Source organism: Streptomyces sp. NPDC020958 (genome assembly GCF_055562175.1).
This window is the reverse complement of sequence record NZ_JBVHFU010000006.1, coordinates 381,411-396,699: the sequence shown is the minus strand read 5'-3', so window position 1 is coordinate 396,699 and position 15,289 is coordinate 381,411. Positions and strand designations below refer to the sequence as shown.

At 72.2% G+C, this 15,289-nt stretch carries 15 protein-coding genes; 3 read left to right on the top strand and 12 right to left on the bottom strand.

Translation table 11 applies throughout. The features are described 5' to 3' along the window. Nucleotides 1–59: 59 nt before the first annotated feature. The 6 genes from ACZ3KP_RS21105 to ACZ3KP_RS21080 all read right to left on the bottom strand — a co-directional run bounded on the left by ACZ3KP_RS21105 (nucleotide 60) and on the right by ACZ3KP_RS21080 (nucleotide 6,463). Nucleotides 60–848, bottom strand: a complete 789-nt coding sequence (locus tag ACZ3KP_RS21105) for a carbon-nitrogen hydrolase family protein (protein ID WP_467501223.1) — start codon at nucleotides 846–848, stop codon at nucleotides 60–62. A 194-nt stretch (nucleotides 849–1,042) separates the two neighbouring features. Further along, nucleotides 1,043–2,449, bottom strand: a complete 1,407-nt coding sequence (locus tag ACZ3KP_RS21100; protein ID WP_467501286.1) for an HAD-IA family hydrolase — start codon at nucleotides 2,447–2,449, stop codon at nucleotides 1,043–1,045. Between the two features lie 86 nt (nucleotides 2,450–2,535). Continuing rightward, nucleotides 2,536–3,600: an ABC transporter ATP-binding protein gene (locus ACZ3KP_RS21095; protein WP_467501222.1), complete on the bottom strand. Its 1,065-nt coding sequence runs from the start codon at nucleotides 3,598–3,600 to the stop codon at nucleotides 2,536–2,538. A 3-nt stretch (nucleotides 3,601–3,603) separates the two neighbouring features. Beyond that, nucleotides 3,604–4,422 (bottom strand): ABC transporter permease, encoded by an 819-nt coding sequence (locus ACZ3KP_RS21090; RefSeq protein WP_467501221.1) that lies wholly within the window; start codon nucleotides 4,420–4,422, stop codon nucleotides 3,604–3,606. Continuing rightward, the gene (locus ACZ3KP_RS21085; RefSeq protein WP_467501220.1) at nucleotides 4,407–5,306 is read right to left on the bottom strand and encodes an ABC transporter permease; all 900 of its coding nucleotides are present in this window, start codon (nucleotides 5,304–5,306) and stop codon (nucleotides 4,407–4,409) included. The genes ACZ3KP_RS21090 and ACZ3KP_RS21085 overlap by 16 nt, the downstream gene beginning before the upstream one ends. After that, nucleotides 5,303–6,463 (bottom strand): ABC transporter substrate-binding protein, encoded by a 1,161-nt coding sequence (locus ACZ3KP_RS21080; protein ID WP_467501219.1) that lies wholly within the window; start codon nucleotides 6,461–6,463, stop codon nucleotides 5,303–5,305. The genes ACZ3KP_RS21085 and ACZ3KP_RS21080 overlap by 4 nt, the downstream gene beginning before the upstream one ends. Before the next feature lie 235 nt (nucleotides 6,464–6,698). Between ACZ3KP_RS21080 and ACZ3KP_RS21075 the strand changes: the two genes are divergently transcribed. Then, nucleotides 6,699–7,439 (top strand): GntR family transcriptional regulator, encoded by a 741-nt coding sequence (locus tag ACZ3KP_RS21075; RefSeq protein ID WP_467501218.1) that lies wholly within the window; start codon nucleotides 6,699–6,701, stop codon nucleotides 7,437–7,439. 240 nt (nucleotides 7,440–7,679) lie between these two features. Here the strand turns inward: ACZ3KP_RS21075 and ACZ3KP_RS21070 are convergent, their stop codons facing one another. From ACZ3KP_RS21070 to ACZ3KP_RS21055, 4 genes are all read right to left on the bottom strand, one after another. Continuing rightward, nucleotides 7,680–8,132 (bottom strand): Lrp/AsnC family transcriptional regulator, encoded by a 453-nt coding sequence (locus ACZ3KP_RS21070; RefSeq protein WP_132894522.1) that lies wholly within the window; start codon nucleotides 8,130–8,132, stop codon nucleotides 7,680–7,682. Nucleotides 8,133–8,210: 78 nt separating this feature from the next. Then, a complete protein-coding gene (locus ACZ3KP_RS21065) occupies nucleotides 8,211–9,653 on the bottom strand; it encodes a GuaB1 family IMP dehydrogenase-related protein (protein WP_467501217.1) in 1,443 nt (480 codons plus the stop codon). A 153-nt stretch (nucleotides 9,654–9,806) separates the two neighbouring features. Beyond that, entirely contained in the window at nucleotides 9,807–10,118 is a 312-nt protein-coding gene (locus ACZ3KP_RS21060; RefSeq protein WP_467501216.1) for a barstar family protein, read from the bottom strand. Between the two features lies 1 nt (nucleotide 10,119). After that, nucleotides 10,120–11,073, bottom strand: a complete 954-nt coding sequence (locus ACZ3KP_RS21055; protein WP_467501215.1) for a Dyp-type peroxidase — start codon at nucleotides 11,071–11,073, stop codon at nucleotides 10,120–10,122. 211 nt (nucleotides 11,074–11,284) lie between these two features. Here ACZ3KP_RS21055 and ACZ3KP_RS21050 point away from each other — a divergent pair, with 211 nt between their 5' ends. Both ACZ3KP_RS21050 and ACZ3KP_RS21045 read left to right on the top strand, forming a co-directional pair. Next, nucleotides 11,285–12,550, top strand: a complete 1,266-nt coding sequence (locus ACZ3KP_RS21050) for an MFS transporter (RefSeq protein ID WP_467501214.1) — start codon at nucleotides 11,285–11,287, stop codon at nucleotides 12,548–12,550. A 71-nt stretch (nucleotides 12,551–12,621) separates the two neighbouring features. Beyond that, entirely contained in the window at nucleotides 12,622–13,209 is a 588-nt protein-coding gene (locus ACZ3KP_RS21045; protein ID WP_467501213.1) for a TetR/AcrR family transcriptional regulator, read from the top strand. Between the two features lie 214 nt (nucleotides 13,210–13,423). Here the strand turns inward: ACZ3KP_RS21045 and ACZ3KP_RS21040 are convergent, their stop codons facing one another. Then, nucleotides 13,424–14,467 carry a sugar-binding transcriptional regulator gene (locus tag ACZ3KP_RS21040; RefSeq protein WP_358978044.1) on the bottom strand — a complete coding sequence of 348 codons (1,044 nt, stop codon included), beginning with the start codon at nucleotides 14,465–14,467 and terminating at the stop codon, nucleotides 13,424–13,426. Nucleotides 14,468–14,545: 78 nt separating this feature from the next. Then, on the bottom strand, nucleotides 14,546–15,232 hold the full coding sequence (rpe, locus tag ACZ3KP_RS21035) for a ribulose-phosphate 3-epimerase (RefSeq protein ID WP_360565575.1): 687 nt from the start codon (nucleotides 15,230–15,232) through the stop codon (nucleotides 14,546–14,548). Nucleotides 15,233–15,289 lie beyond the last annotated feature (57 nt).

Here is a 15,289-nt window from a genome sequence, read left to right as displayed (position 1 = left end):
TTGCGACATGCGTGAAGAGGGAGAAGGAGAAGAAAGGAGGAGAAGCAGGGGCGGGAAGGTCAGGCCAGGGACCCGTAGAGGCCGGGGCGGCGGTCCTTCAGGTACGGGTTCGCCTCGCGGGAGGCGGCGAGGAGGGCGGGGTCCGCCTCGGCGAGGAGGAGCTCCGTACCGCGTCCGGCGCGGGCCCGGGCGATCCCGTCGGGGCCGGCCAGCGTGGACAGCCCGACGAACTCGAACTCGCCCTCGCTGCCCACCCGGTTGACGTACGCCACGTACATCTGGCTCTCCCAGGCCCGCACCGGGACCAGGGACTCGGCGACGAACTGGAAGGGGTGCATGTTCGCCGTCGGGACCAGCAGCAGGTCGGTACCGGCCAGGGCGTGCGCGCGGACCAGCTCCGGGAACTCGACGTCGTAGCAGATCATCAGGCCGACGGTCAGTCCGCCCAGCTCCACCTGGACCACCGGCTGCTCGCCCGGGGTGAAGTGGTCCCGTTCGAAGCAGCCGAAGAGATGGGTCTTGCGGTAGTTCGCGAGCCGGGTGCCGTCGGCGGAGATCAGCTGGACGGAGTTGTGGACGCTGCCGCCGGCGCGCTCCGGGTAGCCGTAGGCGATCGCGAGGCCGTGCCGGTGGGCCAGCTCGGCGATCGTGTCCGCGCTGTCGCCGTCGGCGGGCTCGGCGAGGCGGCCGACGCCGTCGCCGATCGCGTAGCCGGTCAGGAACATCTCCGGGGTGACGAGCAGCGCGGCGCCCGCGGCGGCGGCCCGGCCGGCGGCCTCGTCGAGCACCTTGAGGTTCTCGACGGTCGAGCCGGGGCGGCCGGAGCTCTGGAGCAGGGCGGTGCGCATGCGGGTCCTCACCGGGTACGGAAGGGGGTCTGGGGGCCAGTTAGACCGTACGGTCGGCGGGCCGAACCGGACAAGGAGGAGCCGTTGCGCGGTGGTGAGCGGTTCGTTGCGTGCGGGACGGGCCGGGCGGCGATTCGTTGCGCCGGGTCACGGCTTCCGCCGCCGTGCCACGGTCCCCGTCAGCGGTGCCGGGGTCACGGCTCGACGGCGAACGTGGTCACGACGGCCGCGTGGTCGGAGGGCCAGTCGTTGTCCGCGACCTCGGGCCAGGGGGCCGGGGTGCCGCTGACCCAGGTCCGGGAGTCGAGCACGCGCAGCCCCCTGTGCAGCACGTAGTCGATCCGGTCCTGCGGTTCGGGCCGCCCGCCGCCGTCCTCGTGGACGGGGTGGACCGGCGACCAGGTGTGCCCGGGTGCGGCGACCGGGTCGGGGTGCGCCTGCCGGTAGGAGTCGTGGAACCCGGCCTCCTCGGCGGCCCTGGTGACCGGCCACTCGACGGTCGGCCAGTCGAGGTGCGAGGGGCTGTTGAAGTCGCCCGTCAGCACGACCGGCACGGCACCGTCCCCGATCCACCGCAGCGTCTCCGTCAGCTGCCCGAGCCGCACCTCCTCGTGGGCCACCAGCTGGTCCGCCCCGAGCCCGTCGAAGTGGTACTCGTACGGTCCGTACGGCGTGTAGTGCAGGTGCGCGGTCCAGATGTCGACCTCGCGGCCGGGGCGGACGGCGATCCGCACCCCGGCGGCCCCGTAGAAGCCGACCTCCGGGTCGCCGAGGCGGGCGGTGATCGGGTAGCGGCTGATGATCCCGAGGTTCTCGCCGGCCGTGTGGTGGTGCCAGCCGAGGGCCGCGGCGAGTTCCCGGGCCGAGGTGCCGGCGGTCTCCTGGAGCCCGACGACGTCGGCGCGCGCGTCCAGGATGGTCTTGACCTGCTTGGCCCGGTGGTCGGTGATCCGGCTGCCGCCGAGCCACAGGTTCCAGGACATGACCCGCAGTTCCGGTACGGCCATCGCGCTCAGCTCCTTCGGGGTGACCCCGACCAGCGTGTCCCGGACGGTCCGGCCGGGCGCGTCGGCGATCGGCGCGAGCGAGGGCACCGCCAGCACGGCGCACCCGGCGGCCTCGGCGGAGGCGACCCCGGTCTCGGTGTCCTCGACGGCCACACAGGCCGCCGGGTCGACGCCGAGCGCCCGGCAGGCGGCCAGGTAGGGGTCCGGGGCGGGCTTGGTGCGGCCGGTGTCGTCGGCGGTGACGGACGCGGCGAAGCGGCCGGGGCCGAGGGCGTCGAGCACGAGGCCGGCGACCGCGCGGGGGGACGCGGTGACCAGGGCGGTGGGTACGTCTGCCGCCGCCAGGGCGTCCAGCAGGTCGAGGGCGCCGGGGCGGGGCACGATGCCGGTGCGGACCCGGTCCGCGAACTCCCGGTGCAGCTCGGCCGCGAGCCCGGCGGCGGGCCGGCCGGTGGCGTGGGCCAGCCACTGGGCGGTGTGCTCGACCGGACGGCCCAGTACGTCGGGCTCGTCGGCCTCGCCGAGCGCCCGTCCGGCGACGCTTTCCACCGCCTCCCACCACAGTCGCTCGGTGTCGACGAGCGTGCCGTCCATGTCGAACAGGACAGCCTGGAGCGGGAGCCGCGGGTGGGGGGTCACGTTGTCGTCATTCCTCACGTGGGGGGCGGGACTTCGGGGGGCTACTTCTGGACGCGTTCGGCGACGAGCACCGGCCGCTCGGGCAGCGAGACGGTCGCGGCGGATCCGGCGCCCAGTTCGGTGGCCTCGTGGGCGGGCAGGTCGGCCTTGGCCTCGGTACCGTCGGCGAGCCGTACGGTGATCCGGACGACCGCGCCCAGGAAGGCGGTGGCGACGACGGTGGCCGTACCGGAGCCGTCGGCGCGCACCCGGACGGCCTCGGGCCGCACCAGGACGTCGACCTCGCTCGCGCCGGGCGGCTGTCCGTCGACGGGCAGCCGCTGCCCGAGCACCTCGACCGAGCCGTCCCTGGCGGTCCCCGGGATCCGGCTCATCGTGCCCACGAACTCGGCGACGAACGCGGTGGCCGGGCGGCCGTACAGTTCGGCGGGTTCGGCGCACTGTTCGAGCTGCCCGGCGCGCATCACGGCGACCCGGTCGGCGACGGACAGCGCCTCCTCCTGGTCGTGCGTCACGAACAGCGTGGTGATGCCGAGTTCCTGCTGGAGCCGGCGGATCTCCTCGCGGAGCGTGAGCCGGACCTTGGCGTCGAGGGCGGACAGCGGCTCGTCCAGGAGGAGCACCCGGGGCCGCAGGGCGAGGGCGCGGGCGAGGGCGATCCGCTGCTGCTGGCCGCCGGAGAGCTGGTGGGGGAACCGCTCCCCCTTGTCACCGAGCCCGACCAGCTCCAGCAGCTCCGCCGCCCTGGCGCGCCGTTCACCCGTCCGCACCTTGCGCATGCGCAGCCCGAAGGCCACGTTGTCGACGGCGTCGAGATGCGGGAAGAGGCTGTACGACTGGAAGACCATCCCGGCGTCACGGCGGTGGGCCGGGACCCGGGTGACGTCCTCGCCGTCGACCAGCACCGCGCCGGAGTCGGGGTGTTCGAACCCGGCGAGCATGCGCAGGGCGGTGGTCTTGCCGCAGCCCGACGGGCCGAGCAGGGCCAGGAACTCCCCCGGCCGTACGGTCAGGTCGAGTCCGTCGAGGGCGACGGTGGAGCCGAACGCGCGGCGCAGTCCCCGGAATTCGACGGTGGCGGCGTTGTCGGGCGTGCTGACACTCATGGTTCATCCCCGGGAGGAAGCGGTTCGGTCACGGCCGCCGGCACCGGCGAGCGCGAGGAGCAGGGCCCAGGTCACCAGGAGACTGAGCACGGAGACGGCGACGGACAGCTGGGCCTGCGAGCCGCCGACGTCGTAGATCCACACGGCGAAGGGCTCGAAGCCCAGCAGCCGGGCGACGGTGAACTCACCGAGGACCAGCGCCAGGGTGAGGAAGGACGCGTTGAGCAGCGCCCCGCGCAGATTGGGCAGGACGGCCCTGACGAGCGCCTGCGGCCAGGAGGCACCGCAGCTGCGGGCGGCCTCGACGAGGGTGCGCACGTCGATCGCGCGCAGCCCGGCGTCCAGCGCCCGGTACACGAAGGGCAGCGCCATCACGACGTAGGCGAGCACCAGGACGATCGGGAAGGTGGGGTTCTGCACGGCGACGAACGTCTCGAACAGCGGGGTCCGGGACAGGTGGTCGGGGCCCCATTTGAGCACGGTGACGATGCCGGCGACGAACGCGATCGGCGGCACCACCAGCGGCAGCGAGCAGACGATCTCGACGACCGGCCGCAGCTTCGGCGCGCTCAGCCGCAGGGCGACCACCGCGGGCACCAACAGCAGCAGCACGACGGCGATGGTGGCGACGGCCAGTTCCAGGGAGAGCAGCAGGCTGGAGAGGAAGCCGTCGGCGGAGATGATCTGGGTGTAGGCGTCGAAGGTGACGCCCTGGCCGGGCACGTCCACCGTGAAGAGCACGGAGGCGGCGAGCGGGACCAGGAAGTACAGGGCGGCCAGGCCGAGGACGGCCCAGCGCCAGGGGGTCAGGCGTCGAGCCATCGGGCGCTCCGTCGTTGCAGGGGCAGGTACACCGCCATCACCAGGCCCGCCACCAGCACCATGTCCAGGCTCAGGGCGAGGGCGACGTTCTCCTGGCCGACCAGGACGTTGCCGGAGAGGGCGTCGGCGATCTGCAGGGTGACCAGCGGGACCGCGCTGCCGACCATGGCGGCAGCGGTGGCGTAGGCGGCGAAGGCGCTGCCGAAGAGCAGCACCAGGCCACCGAGCAGCGAGGGGGTGAGGACGGGCAGTGCCACGTACCGCCAGTACTGCACACCGGTGGCGCCGTTGTTGAGCGCGGCCTCCCGCCACTGGGCGCGCAGTCCGTCCAGGGCCGGGGTGATGGTGAGGACCATCAGCGGGATCAGGAAGTACAGGTAGACGAGGACCAGTCCCCAGAAGCTGTACAGGTCCCAGCCGTGCCGGGCGAGCCCGAGGTGCACGGTCAGCACACCGGCGTTGCCCAGGGTCGCCACGAACGCGAACGCCAGCGGCACACCGCCGAAGTTGGCGAGCACACCGGAGGCGGTGAGCACCGCCTCGCGCAGCGCCCGGGAGCGCGAGCCGACGACGGCCTGCGCGAGCGGCAGCCCGAGGACGGCGGCGATGAGGGCGGAGAGCGCGGACAGCTTGACGCTGCCGACGAGGGCGGTGAGGTACGGCCCCTGGAGCGAGTCGCCGAGGTTGCTCGTGGTGTACGAACTCGTGCCGGTGACCGGGTCCTTGACCGTGAAGGCGCCGTTCAGCATGGCCAGGGCCGGCAGCCCGAAGGCGACGGCCGTGAACGCGAGCAGCGGGACGACGGCGAGCCAGCCGGGGGCGCGGCGCCGCCGCTTCTGGGAAGCGGCGGTCGCCACGCCGGCCCGCGTGAGCGTGGCCGTCATCCGGATACGGCCTTCGACCAACCCGCCGAGAGGACCGTCTTGGCCTTGTCCTGCTGGGCCTCGGTCGGGAAGGACGGGGTGCCGGTGACCGCGGGGAGCTTGGCGGCGGCGGTCTTGTCGAGCGTGCCGGCCTTCTCCATGGCGGACATCAGGACCGGGCGCGCGTACCCCTTGAGCCACAGGTTCTGGCCCTCGGCGCTGTACAGGTACTCCTGCCACAGGCGGGCGGCCGCCGGGTGCGGGGCGTCCTTGTTGACGGCCTGGGAGTAGTACTGGGCGTACTGGCCGTCGCTCGGGATCGACACCTTCCAGTCCACGCCCTTGGACTTGAACTCGTCGGCGTAACCGGCGTTCAGGTAGTCCCAGTCGATGGAGATGGGCGTCTCGCCCTTCTCGACGGTGGCCGGGGTGGACTCGACGGGCGTGTAGTTGCCGTTCTTCTTCAGCTTGGCGAAGAAGTCCAGACCCGGCTGGATGTCGTCGAAGGAGCCCTTGCCGGCGAGCGCCGCGGCGTAGACGCCGCCGAACGCCGAACCGGACTTGGTCGGGTTGCCGTTCAGGGCGACCTGCCCCTTGTACTGCGGCTTCAGCAGGTCGGCGAAGGTGGTCGGGCAGGTCTTGACGCGCTTGGCGTCGCAGCCGATGGAGATGTAGCCGCCGTAGTCGTTGTACCAGCGGGCCTGCGGGTCCTTCTGGCCCTCGGGGATGTCGGCGTACGAGGTGACCCTGTACGGCGCGAGCAGGCCCTGCTGGGCGGCGCTGAGCGCGAACGACGAGCCGAGGTCGAGCACGTCGGGCGCCCGGTCCTGGCCCTTGCGCGAGGTCACGGCGTTGATCTCGTCCTGGCTCGATCCGTCGGGACTCTCGTCCTCGATCTTGATGCCGTACTTCTTCTGGAAGCCGTCGATGATCGCGCCGTAGTTCGCCCAGTCGCGGGGCACCGCGATGATGTGCAGCGTGCCCTCCTTCTTGGCGGCGGCGACCAGCTCGTCCATGCCGCCGAGGTCGGCGGCGGAGGTGGCGGTGGCGGCGTTCTTGCCACCGGAGGTGGTGGCCGACGCGTTGTCGGGAGCGGCGCCGCAGGCGCTCAGGGCGAGCGCGGCTACGGCGGCGAGGGAGCCGCCGAGGAGGGCGGTTCTCGGCAGGGACACGGTCACGGTCTCTCCAGGGAGTACGCACGAGGGTGGGTGGCGCTGCGGATGGCACCGGGCAACTTGTCTGAACAAGTTGGCCTCAGTACGCCCGCCGTGGGTTTCCCCTTCATGAACGGCAGCGAAACTCCGTCCCCTTATTCCCTGCACAATCCTGGCCGGGTACGGGCTGACACGCATCACCTGAGGCCGTCGATTAGGCTGGTCACGCTGTGCACAGCGATCTACTCAGAGGGGAAGCATGACGGCGCGACACGAGGAGATCGCCGACGAGCTGCGGCGCGCCATCGACCGCGAGGAGTACACCGTCGGCAGCCGGCTGCCCTCGGAGACGGAGCTGGCGACGCAGTACGGCGTCTCACGCGGCACGGTCCGCCAGGCGGTCGCCGCGCTCACCTCCGAGGGGCTGATCGGCTCCCGCCAGGGCGCCCGCCGGGTGGTGCTGGCCAGCCGCCGCAGCCAGAGCTTCGCGGAGCTGCGGAGTTTTGCGCAGTGGGCCAGGGCGATGGGCCGCGAGGCGACCGGACACGTGGTGGCGCAGGAGTACCGGCCCGCTGCGCAGGAGGACGCCGTCCGTCTCCAACTCGCGGTCGGCACACCGGTGTTGCATGTACTGCGGGTGCGCGGGCTGGACGGCGAACCGGTGTTGCTGGAACGCACGGTGTACGCGGACTGGATCTCCCCGGCGGTGGCGGAGATAGAGCCGGAGTGCCCGTCGGTGACCCAACGCCTCTACGAGGAAACCGGGTTGGTCTTCGCATACGGCGAGCACGTCATCGACGCGGTCGCCTGCGGCGCACGGGACGCCGAGTTGCTCGGGGTGCGACGGTCGAGCCCGCTGCTGCGGGTGCGGCGGGTGACGACGACGCGGGAGGGGCGGCCGGTGGAGTGGTCCGACGACCGGTACCGGTCGGACGCGGTGAGCTTCAGCGTGCACAACTCGATCGGCAGCAACCCGCTGGCGCGGAAGACCGCGGAGTAGCGGGGGGCGCGGTCGAGTGCCGGGTGCGGTCCGGTGGGGGCGGGTCGCGCAGTTCCCCGCGCCCCTTGGTCGGCGGTGGCACCGCGCCCTGCAGGGGCGCGGGGAACTGCGCGACCAGCAACGGAGCACGCGCACCCGGCACTCGACCGCACCCCGCCCCCCCCCCCCCCCCCCAACCCCCCCCCCCCCCCCCCCCCCCCCCCCCCCCCCACCCCCCGCCCCCCCGCCCCTCCCCCGCTCTCACCCCGGAGCCCCCGAGGAGAACCTCCTCAGCAGCGGGGACAGCACCAGTACCGACTTGGTCCGCTCGACGAACGGCTCCCCGGCGATCCGCTCCAGCACCCTCTCGAAGTGCCGCATGTCCGACGCGAACACCTGCACGACCGCGTCGGCGTCACCGGTGACCGTCGACGCGGCCACCACCTCCTGGTACCGCTCCAGCCCCCGCTGGATGGTCTCCGGAGACGTGTTGCGCCGGCAGTAGATCTCGACGAACCCCTCGGTCTCCCAGCCGAGGGCCGCGGGATCGACGCGTACGGTGAATCCGGTGATCGCCCCGGTCGCGCGCAGCCGGTCCACGCGGCGTTTCACGGCGGGTGCGGACAGGCCGACCAGCTGCCCGATGTCCGCGTAGGAGCGGCGGGCGTCCTCGGCGAGGGCGTGCACGATGCGTTCGTCGAGATCGTTCAGCAAGGGGTCGTTCAGCTTTCGGACGGTGCAGGACGGGACCGGCGGTGGCCGTACCCGAAGTAGAACACGAGCCCGACGCGTCTAGCTCCAGCTGGCGTGCAGCGGCTTGCCCTCGGCGTACCCGGCCGCGCTCTGGATGCCCACGATCGCCTTCTCGGCGAACTCCTCCAGGGACGCCGCTCCGGCGTACGTGCAGGAGGACCGCACGCCCGCGATGATCGAGTCGATCAGGTCCTCCACCCCCGGCCGGGCCGGGTCGAGGAACATCCGGGACGTCGAGATGCCCTCTTCGAAGAGCGCCTTGCGGGCCCGGTCGTAGGCCGACTCGTCGGAGGTGCGGTTGCGCACCGCGCGCGCCGAGGCCATGCCGAAGGACTCCTTGTACAGCCGTCCGTCGGCGGCCTGCTGGAGGTCCCCCGGCGACTCGTAGGTCCCCGCGAACCAGGAGCCGATCATCACGTTGGACGCACCCGCGGCCAGTGCCATGGCGACGTCGCGGGGGTGCCGGACACCGCCGTCGGCCCAGACGTGCTTGCCGTACTTCCGCGCCTCCGCGGCGCACTCCAGGACCGCCGAGAACTGGGGCCGGCCCACGCCCGTCATCATGCGGGTGGTGCACATCGCGCCGGGGCCCACCCCGACCTTGATGATGTCGGCGCCCGCGTCGATCAGGTCCTTGACGCCGTCGGCGGAGACGATGTTGCCGGCCGCGATCGGGACCTGCGGGTCGAGGTCGCGGACCAGCTTGATCGCGCTGATCATCGACTCCTGGTGGCCGTGCGCGGTGTCGATGACGAGCGTGTCCACACCCGCGCGGAGCAGCTGCTCCGCCTTGTCCGCGAAGTCGCCGTTGATCCCGACGGCGGCGGCGATGCGCAGCCTGCCGTTCGCGTCGGTCGCCGGGGTGTACAGGGTGGCGCGCAGGGCGCCCTTGCGGGTGAGGATGCCGGCGAGCGTGCCGTCCCGGTCGACGGCCGGGGCGTACCTGCGGTTGGCCGCGTCGAGCTTGTTGAACGCCTCGCGCGGGTCGATGTCCGCGTCGAGCAGCAGCAGGTCGCGGGACATGACCTCGGCGAGCTGGGTGAAGCGGTCGACGCCGCTGAGGTCCCGGTCGGTGACGACGCCGACGGGACGGCCGTCCTCGTCGACGACGACACCGGCGTTGTGCGCCCGCTTGGGCAGCAGGGCCAGCGCGTCGGCGACGGTCTGGTGCGGGGCGAGCACGATCGGGGTGTCGAGCACCAGGTGGCGGCTCTTCACCCAGGTGATGACATCGGTGACCACGTCGATCGGAATGTCCTGCGGGATCACGACGAGTCCACCGCGCCGGGCCACCGTCTCGGCCATCCGCCGACCCGCGATCGCGGTCATGTTGGCGACGACCAGCGGGATCGTGGTGCCGGTGCCGTCCGGCGAGCCGAGGTCCACGCCCTGACGCGAGCCGACCGCGGAGCGGCTCGGCACCATGAAGACGTCGTCGTAGGTCAGGTCGTACGCGGGCTGGATGTCATTGAGGAAACGCACGTGCCGCACATCCCAGTCGATCAGAGGTGACCCCCGGACCGGCCGGCCAGAGGGAAAAGCACGTACTTCATTCTCCCATGGGCACCGGCGCGTGATGCCCGGGACGAACATCCAGGCAGGTCAAAGGGGCCTCGGAGGAACCTCCAAGGGGTGTCAGCCGAGCGCCAGGGCCACGGTGAGGGCGGGTTCGCCGGTGGCCGCCTGGGTGAGGACGTCCCGGGCGACCCGCCACTCGTCCGGCCGCGCCCCGGCGTACTCCTGCCAGCCGGTCACGACGACCAGGAGCCCGCGGTCCACGGCCGGGGGCGGCCACACCGAGGGGTCGCGGAGGCTGTCCGCGAGGGCGTCCCAGTTGCGGCCGAACCAGTCGGGCAGGCCCAGGGCGGACACGGCCCGGTCCATGAGACCGGCCTTGTCCACGACCCCCGCGAGGTCGAGCGTGACCACGTGCGGACCCGTCGTCATCTCAGCACCGTCCGGGAAGGGTCGGGAGGTCGTCCAGGAAGTCGCCGGAGGGCACGAAGAAGAGCGTGCCGGTGACCGCCGTGGAGAAGTCGAGGATCCGGTCGTGGCCGGCGTCCGGGGTGCCGAGGAACATGTTGCGCAGCATGCGCTCGGTGACGTCCGGGGTACGGGCGTACCCGATGAAGTAGGTGCCGAACTCGCCGCGGCCGGGGCTGCCGAAGGGCATGTTGTCACGGAGGATCTGCTGTTCCTCGCCGTCCGGTCCGGTGACGGTGTTCAGGTCCACGTGGGAGGCGGGCTCCTCGAGTTCGAGGTTGGTGGCCTTGGTGCGGCCGATGATCCGTTCCTGGGTCTCGACCGGCAGGGCGTTCCAGGCGTCGAGGTCGTGGACGTACTTCTGGACGACGACATAGCTGCCGCCGGCGTGCGCGGCGTCCTCCTCGCCGATCAGCACGGCTCTGCGGGCGGCGGCCCCGACCGGGTTCTCGGTGCCGTCGACGAAGCCGAGCAGGTCGCGGGCGTCGAGGTACTTGAAGCCCTGCACCTCGTCCTCGACGGTGACCGCGCCGCGCAGCCGGTGCATGACTTCGGCGGCGAGCCCGAAGCACAGGTCGAACCGGGTGGCCCGGATGTGGAAGAGGAGGTCCCCGGGGGTGGCGACCGCCGTGTGCCGGGGCCCCTGAAGAGGCTGGAAGGGGTGAAGGGCGGCCGGGCGAGGGTGGTCGAACAGGCGGTCCCAGGCATCGGAGCCGATGCCCGCCACGCAGCTCAGGGAGGCTTCCGGGGCGCCGAACCCGAAGCTGCGCTCCAGCGCGCGGAGATCGCCCAGCACGTCGCGTGCGGCCTCCTCCCCGCCGGGGCGGACGGTGACCACCAGGAAGATCGCGGCGGTGGTCAACGGGCTGAGCACGGGCTGTGGTTCCGCTCCCGGCTCGGGTCGGGGATCTGCGGTCAACGTGTCCTCCGGATGCGATCGGCGCTCGGCGCTCGGCCTGTCGTACACATAGTCGGGGCCGAAGGCCGTCCGCCGCCTTCCGGATTCTTTCCGAGGACGGGAATAGACCGAGCTGTCTGCGAGGTTGACGGGGCCATATGGACAGACCGGTCTACTCAAAAACCGCTCCGAAACCGACGCTCCTCGGCCCCGTCCCCGCGAAGGATCACCGATGAACCAGCTCGCAGCCCCCGGCAAGCCGATCCCGCCCCGTGCGGCGTTCTACGTGCTCGCCTCCGTCGTCGTCTCCTTCCTCGCCGCCTCCAGCGCGCCCACCCCCCTCTACGCGACCTACCAGGCCGAATGGGGATTCACCCCGATCACCACCACCGTCGTCTTCGGCGTGTACGCGATCGCCGTGCTCTCCGGCCTGCTGGTCCTCGGCAAGCTGTCCGACCACGTCGGCCGCCGTCCGGTGCTGATCACCGCGATCGCCGCCCAGGCCGCCGCGATGCTGCTCTTCTCCACCGCCGCGGGAGTGGGCGAACTGCTCGTCGCCCGTGTGGTGCAGGGTCTGTCGACCGGCGCCGCGCTCGGTGCGATCGGGGCCGGGATGATGGACATCAACCGCTCCCGCGGCACGCTCGCGAACGCTTTCGCGCCGGGTGTCGGCACCGCGACGGGCGCCCTGGTCAGCGGGTTCGTCGTGCAGTACCTGCCCGCCCCGACCCACACCGTCTACCTCGGTCTGCTGGCCGTGTTCGCGGCCCAGGCCGTCGCCGTCGCCCTGATCGACGAGACCGTCACCCGCAAGCCCGGTGCGGCGGCCAGCCTGGTGCCCGAGATCAGGCTCCCGCGGACCGTCCGCGGTGCCGTCCTGGCGACCGCCCCCGTCATGTTCGCCGTCTGGGCGCTGGCCGGTTTCTACGGCTCCCTCGGACCGGCCCTGGTCCGCACCCTGGTCGGCTCGACCTCCGCCGTCTACGGCGGCCTGGGCCTCTTCGTCCTGGCGTTCGTGGCGGCAGGCTCGGTCCTCCTCCTGCGTGCCGCCTCGGCGACCACCGTCATGTACACCGGTATCGCGGCCCTCATCGCCGGGGTGACGCTCACCCTGGTGGCCGTCGACCAGGGTGCGCCGGCGCTGTTCTTCGCCGGGACGGCCGTGGCCGGCCTCGGGTTCGGCAGCGGCTTCCAGGGCGGCATCCGCACCGTGATGCCGCTGACCAGGCCGCACGAGAGCTCGGGTGTGCTGTCCCTGCTCTTCGTCGTCTCCTACCTGGGCATGGGCGTCCCGTCCGTCGTCGCCGGAGTGCTGGTGGTGCACGGTGGCGGCCTGGTGCCGACCTCCGAGGAGTACGGCGCGGTGGTCATCGCCCTGGCACTGCTGGCCCTGGCCGCCCTGCTGCTGCGCGGCCGGCCGCAGAGCGGGCGCGGGGTGCTGGTCGCCTCCGGCAGCACCCCGGCCGTCCATGCCGCCGAGCACGCGGAGTCCCGGTGACCGGCGTCGCGACCACTGAGTAGACCGGTCTGGCCGGCCGTAGAATGGGAGAGTCGGAGAAGGTGAGCGGCATGACGAAGACGTTGAGCGCCAAGGCACCCACGGCTCGGGAGCGGCTGCTCGCGGCGGCGAACGAGCTGTTCTACGCGGAGGGCGTGCAGACGGTCGGGATCGACCGGATCATCGAGCGCGCCGGGGTCGCCAAGGCCTCGCTGTACAACACCTTCGGCGGCAAGGAACAGCTCATCCGCGCCTACCTCGACTCCCGGCACGCAAGGCTGACCGAGCGTCTGCTGCGCAGTGTCGAGCGGGCGGACAGTCCCCGGGACCGGCTGCTGGCCGTCTTCGACGCGCAGGCCGAGCTGTTCGCCCAGCAGACCTACCACGGCTGCGCCTTCGTGGCGGCGAGCGCGGAGGCGAAGCACGGCAGCGCCATCGAGGAGGCGTCCGACGCCGCCCGCGGCTGGGTCCGCACCCTGTTCACCGACCTCGCCCGGGACGCCGGCGCCCCGCACCCCGAGGCACTCGCCCACCAGCTCCACCTGCTGTACGACGGGGGCGGGGTGTCCGCACGGATGGACCGCGACCCGTCGGCAGGGACGGTCGCCCGCGACGCAGCCGCGGCCCTGATCGACGCGGCACTACCGAAGCAGGGGTGAGTCCCGCGGGGCCCGAGAACCGCTCGGGCCGGCTCCTCAACGGGCCCGACGCCCCGGCCGGCCCCACCCCTGGGCAGGCCCAGAGTCCCGACGGCCCCGCGACCCGACGGCCCCACGACCCGGCGGCCCCGAGCCCAGGCAGGCCCGACAGACCCCCAGGAGGTCCGGAGTCCGGGCGGGCCCGAGACCTCGGCAAGCAGCGCCCTCGGGAACCTCAGGGGCCGTCCGGGTCCGCGCGGTTCAGCGCGGGCTTCGGGGTGGTGCCCGCCGTCATGAGGTAGTCCGCGGCCGAGGTGTCGGTGACGAGGCTGGTGACCAGCCCCGACCTGAGGACCGCGTCGATCGCGGCCGCCTTGCGCTGCCCGCCCGCGATCGCGACGACCTCGGGGATCCTGCGCAACTGGTCGGCCTTGACCGTGATGCATCGTTCCCCCAGGTCGCGCCCGACCCGGCGGCCGTCGGCGTCGAAGAGGTGCGCGGCCATCTCGGCGGCCACCCCGAGGGTGGCGTAGTGCGCGCGCTCCTCGTCGCTGAGCATGTCGTGCACCGTGGAGATGCCGGGCTCCCAGGAGCCGATGGAGACACAGGCGACCGTGACCTTGTCGAAGTACTCGAAGGCCCGGGCGATCCCGGTCTGGTTGCGCAGCGCCGCCGCGGTGGCCGCGTCCGGCAGCAGCATCGGCGCGTAGATGGGGTGGGCGTCGCCGCCGGACACCTGGGCGGCCCGCCGCACGGCCTCCACCGAACCGCGCTCGGAGGTCCCGGCGTCGTACACGCCCGTCAGCTGCACCACCGTGCAGGGCGGCAGCCGGTCCAGCGCCGCCGCCATGTGGATCGTGGACCGGCCCCACGCCAGGCCCAGCACGTCCCCCTCGTTGACCAGCTCGCCGAGCAGGTCGGCGGCGACCTCGCCGAGGTTCTCGGGGTCGGGGGTCTCCTCCGCCTCGGCCGGGGACTCGACCACCACGGCGTGCCGCAGACCGTAGCGGGCGCGGAGCGCGTCGGAGCGCTCGGCGTCCAGCTCGGCCGGCACCCGGATCTCGATGCGTACGAGATCCCTTTCGAGGGCAGTCTCCAGAACGCGCGCCACCTTGAAGCGGCTGACGCCGAACTCCTCAGCGATCTGGATCTTGGACTTGCCCTCGAGGTAGAAGCGGCGGGCCATGGCCGCCGCCTGCACCAGCTCAGCGGGTCCCATCCGCATGGCTGACCGGCCCGCCGACATACCCGACACGGCCATCTCCTCACTGCTGTTCACACTCTGGATACGCCGTTCATCCTTGCAGATCCGGCGCACTTGATCAGCCCTGATCGGAGCCGTTCACGTTCCCGTACCTCAGTGGTCGCACGCCCAGGACGCCTGGGCGGTGGCCGTCTCCGCCTGGGTGCGCAGTGCACGTACCGCCTCTGCCGGGTCGTTTGCCCCGTACACCGCGGAACCTGCCACGAAAACATCGGCTCCGGCGTCCGCGCACCTTTCGATCGTCGACGCCGAAACTCCTCCGTCGACCTGGAGCCACAGCTCCAGTCCGTGCTTGCTGATCAGCTCCCGGGTGCGGCGGATCTTCGGCAGCATGATGTCCAGGAAGGCCTGACCGCCGAAGCCCGGCTCCACCGTCATGATGAGCAGCATGTCCAGCTCGGGGAGCAGGTCCTCGTACGGCTCGACCGGCGTCGCGGGCCTGAGCGCCATGGAGGCGCGGGCCCCCTTCGCCCGGATCTCCCGCGCGAGCCGCACGGGGGCGGCGGCCGCCTCGACGTGGAAGGTGACGGAAGAAGCACCCGCCTCGACGTACTGGGGCGCCCACCGGTCGGGGGCGTCGATCATCAGGTGGCAGTCCAGCGGGGTGTCCGTAGCACGGGCCAGGGACTCTACGACCGGCACGCCGAGCGTGAGGTTCGGGACGAAGTGGTTGTCCATGACGTCGACGTGGAGCCAGTCGGCGCCTTCGACCGCCTTCGCCTCGTCCGCGAGGCGGGCGAAGTCTGCGGACAGGATGCTGGGGTTGATCTGCACGGCCATGCCCCAAGCGTGCCATGCCCTGACGGGGTGGGCCGAATCAGGTTCCGGGCCTGCCTT

Coding starts and splice junctions, on each gene's coding strand:
- ACZ3KP_RS21105 (WP_467501223.1), bottom strand. CDS start 848: ATGCGCACCGCCCTGCTCCAGAGCTCCGGCCGCCCCGGCTCGACCGTC.
- ACZ3KP_RS21100 (WP_467501286.1), bottom strand. CDS start 2,449: ATGGACGGCACGCTCGTCGACACCGAGCGACTGTGGTGGGAGGCGGTG.
- ACZ3KP_RS21095 (WP_467501222.1), bottom strand. CDS start 3,600: ATGAGTGTCAGCACGCCCGACAACGCCGCCACCGTCGAATTCCGGGGA.
- ACZ3KP_RS21090 (WP_467501221.1), bottom strand. CDS start 4,422: ATGGCTCGACGCCTGACCCCCTGGCGCTGGGCCGTCCTCGGCCTGGCC.
- ACZ3KP_RS21085 (WP_467501220.1), bottom strand. CDS start 5,306: ATGACGGCCACGCTCACGCGGGCCGGCGTGGCGACCGCCGCTTCCCAG.
- ACZ3KP_RS21075 (WP_467501218.1), top strand. CDS start 6,699: ATGACGGCGCGACACGAGGAGATCGCCGACGAGCTGCGGCGCGCCATC.
- ACZ3KP_RS21060 (WP_467501216.1), bottom strand. CDS start 10,118: ATGACGACGGGTCCGCACGTGGTCACGCTCGACCTCGCGGGGGTCGTG.
- ACZ3KP_RS21050 (WP_467501214.1), top strand. CDS start 11,285: ATGAACCAGCTCGCAGCCCCCGGCAAGCCGATCCCGCCCCGTGCGGCG.
- ACZ3KP_RS21045 (WP_467501213.1), top strand. CDS start 12,622: ATGACGAAGACGTTGAGCGCCAAGGCACCCACGGCTCGGGAGCGGCTG.
- rpe (WP_360565575.1), bottom strand. CDS start 15,232: ATGGCCGTGCAGATCAACCCCAGCATCCTGTCCGCAGACTTCGCCCGC.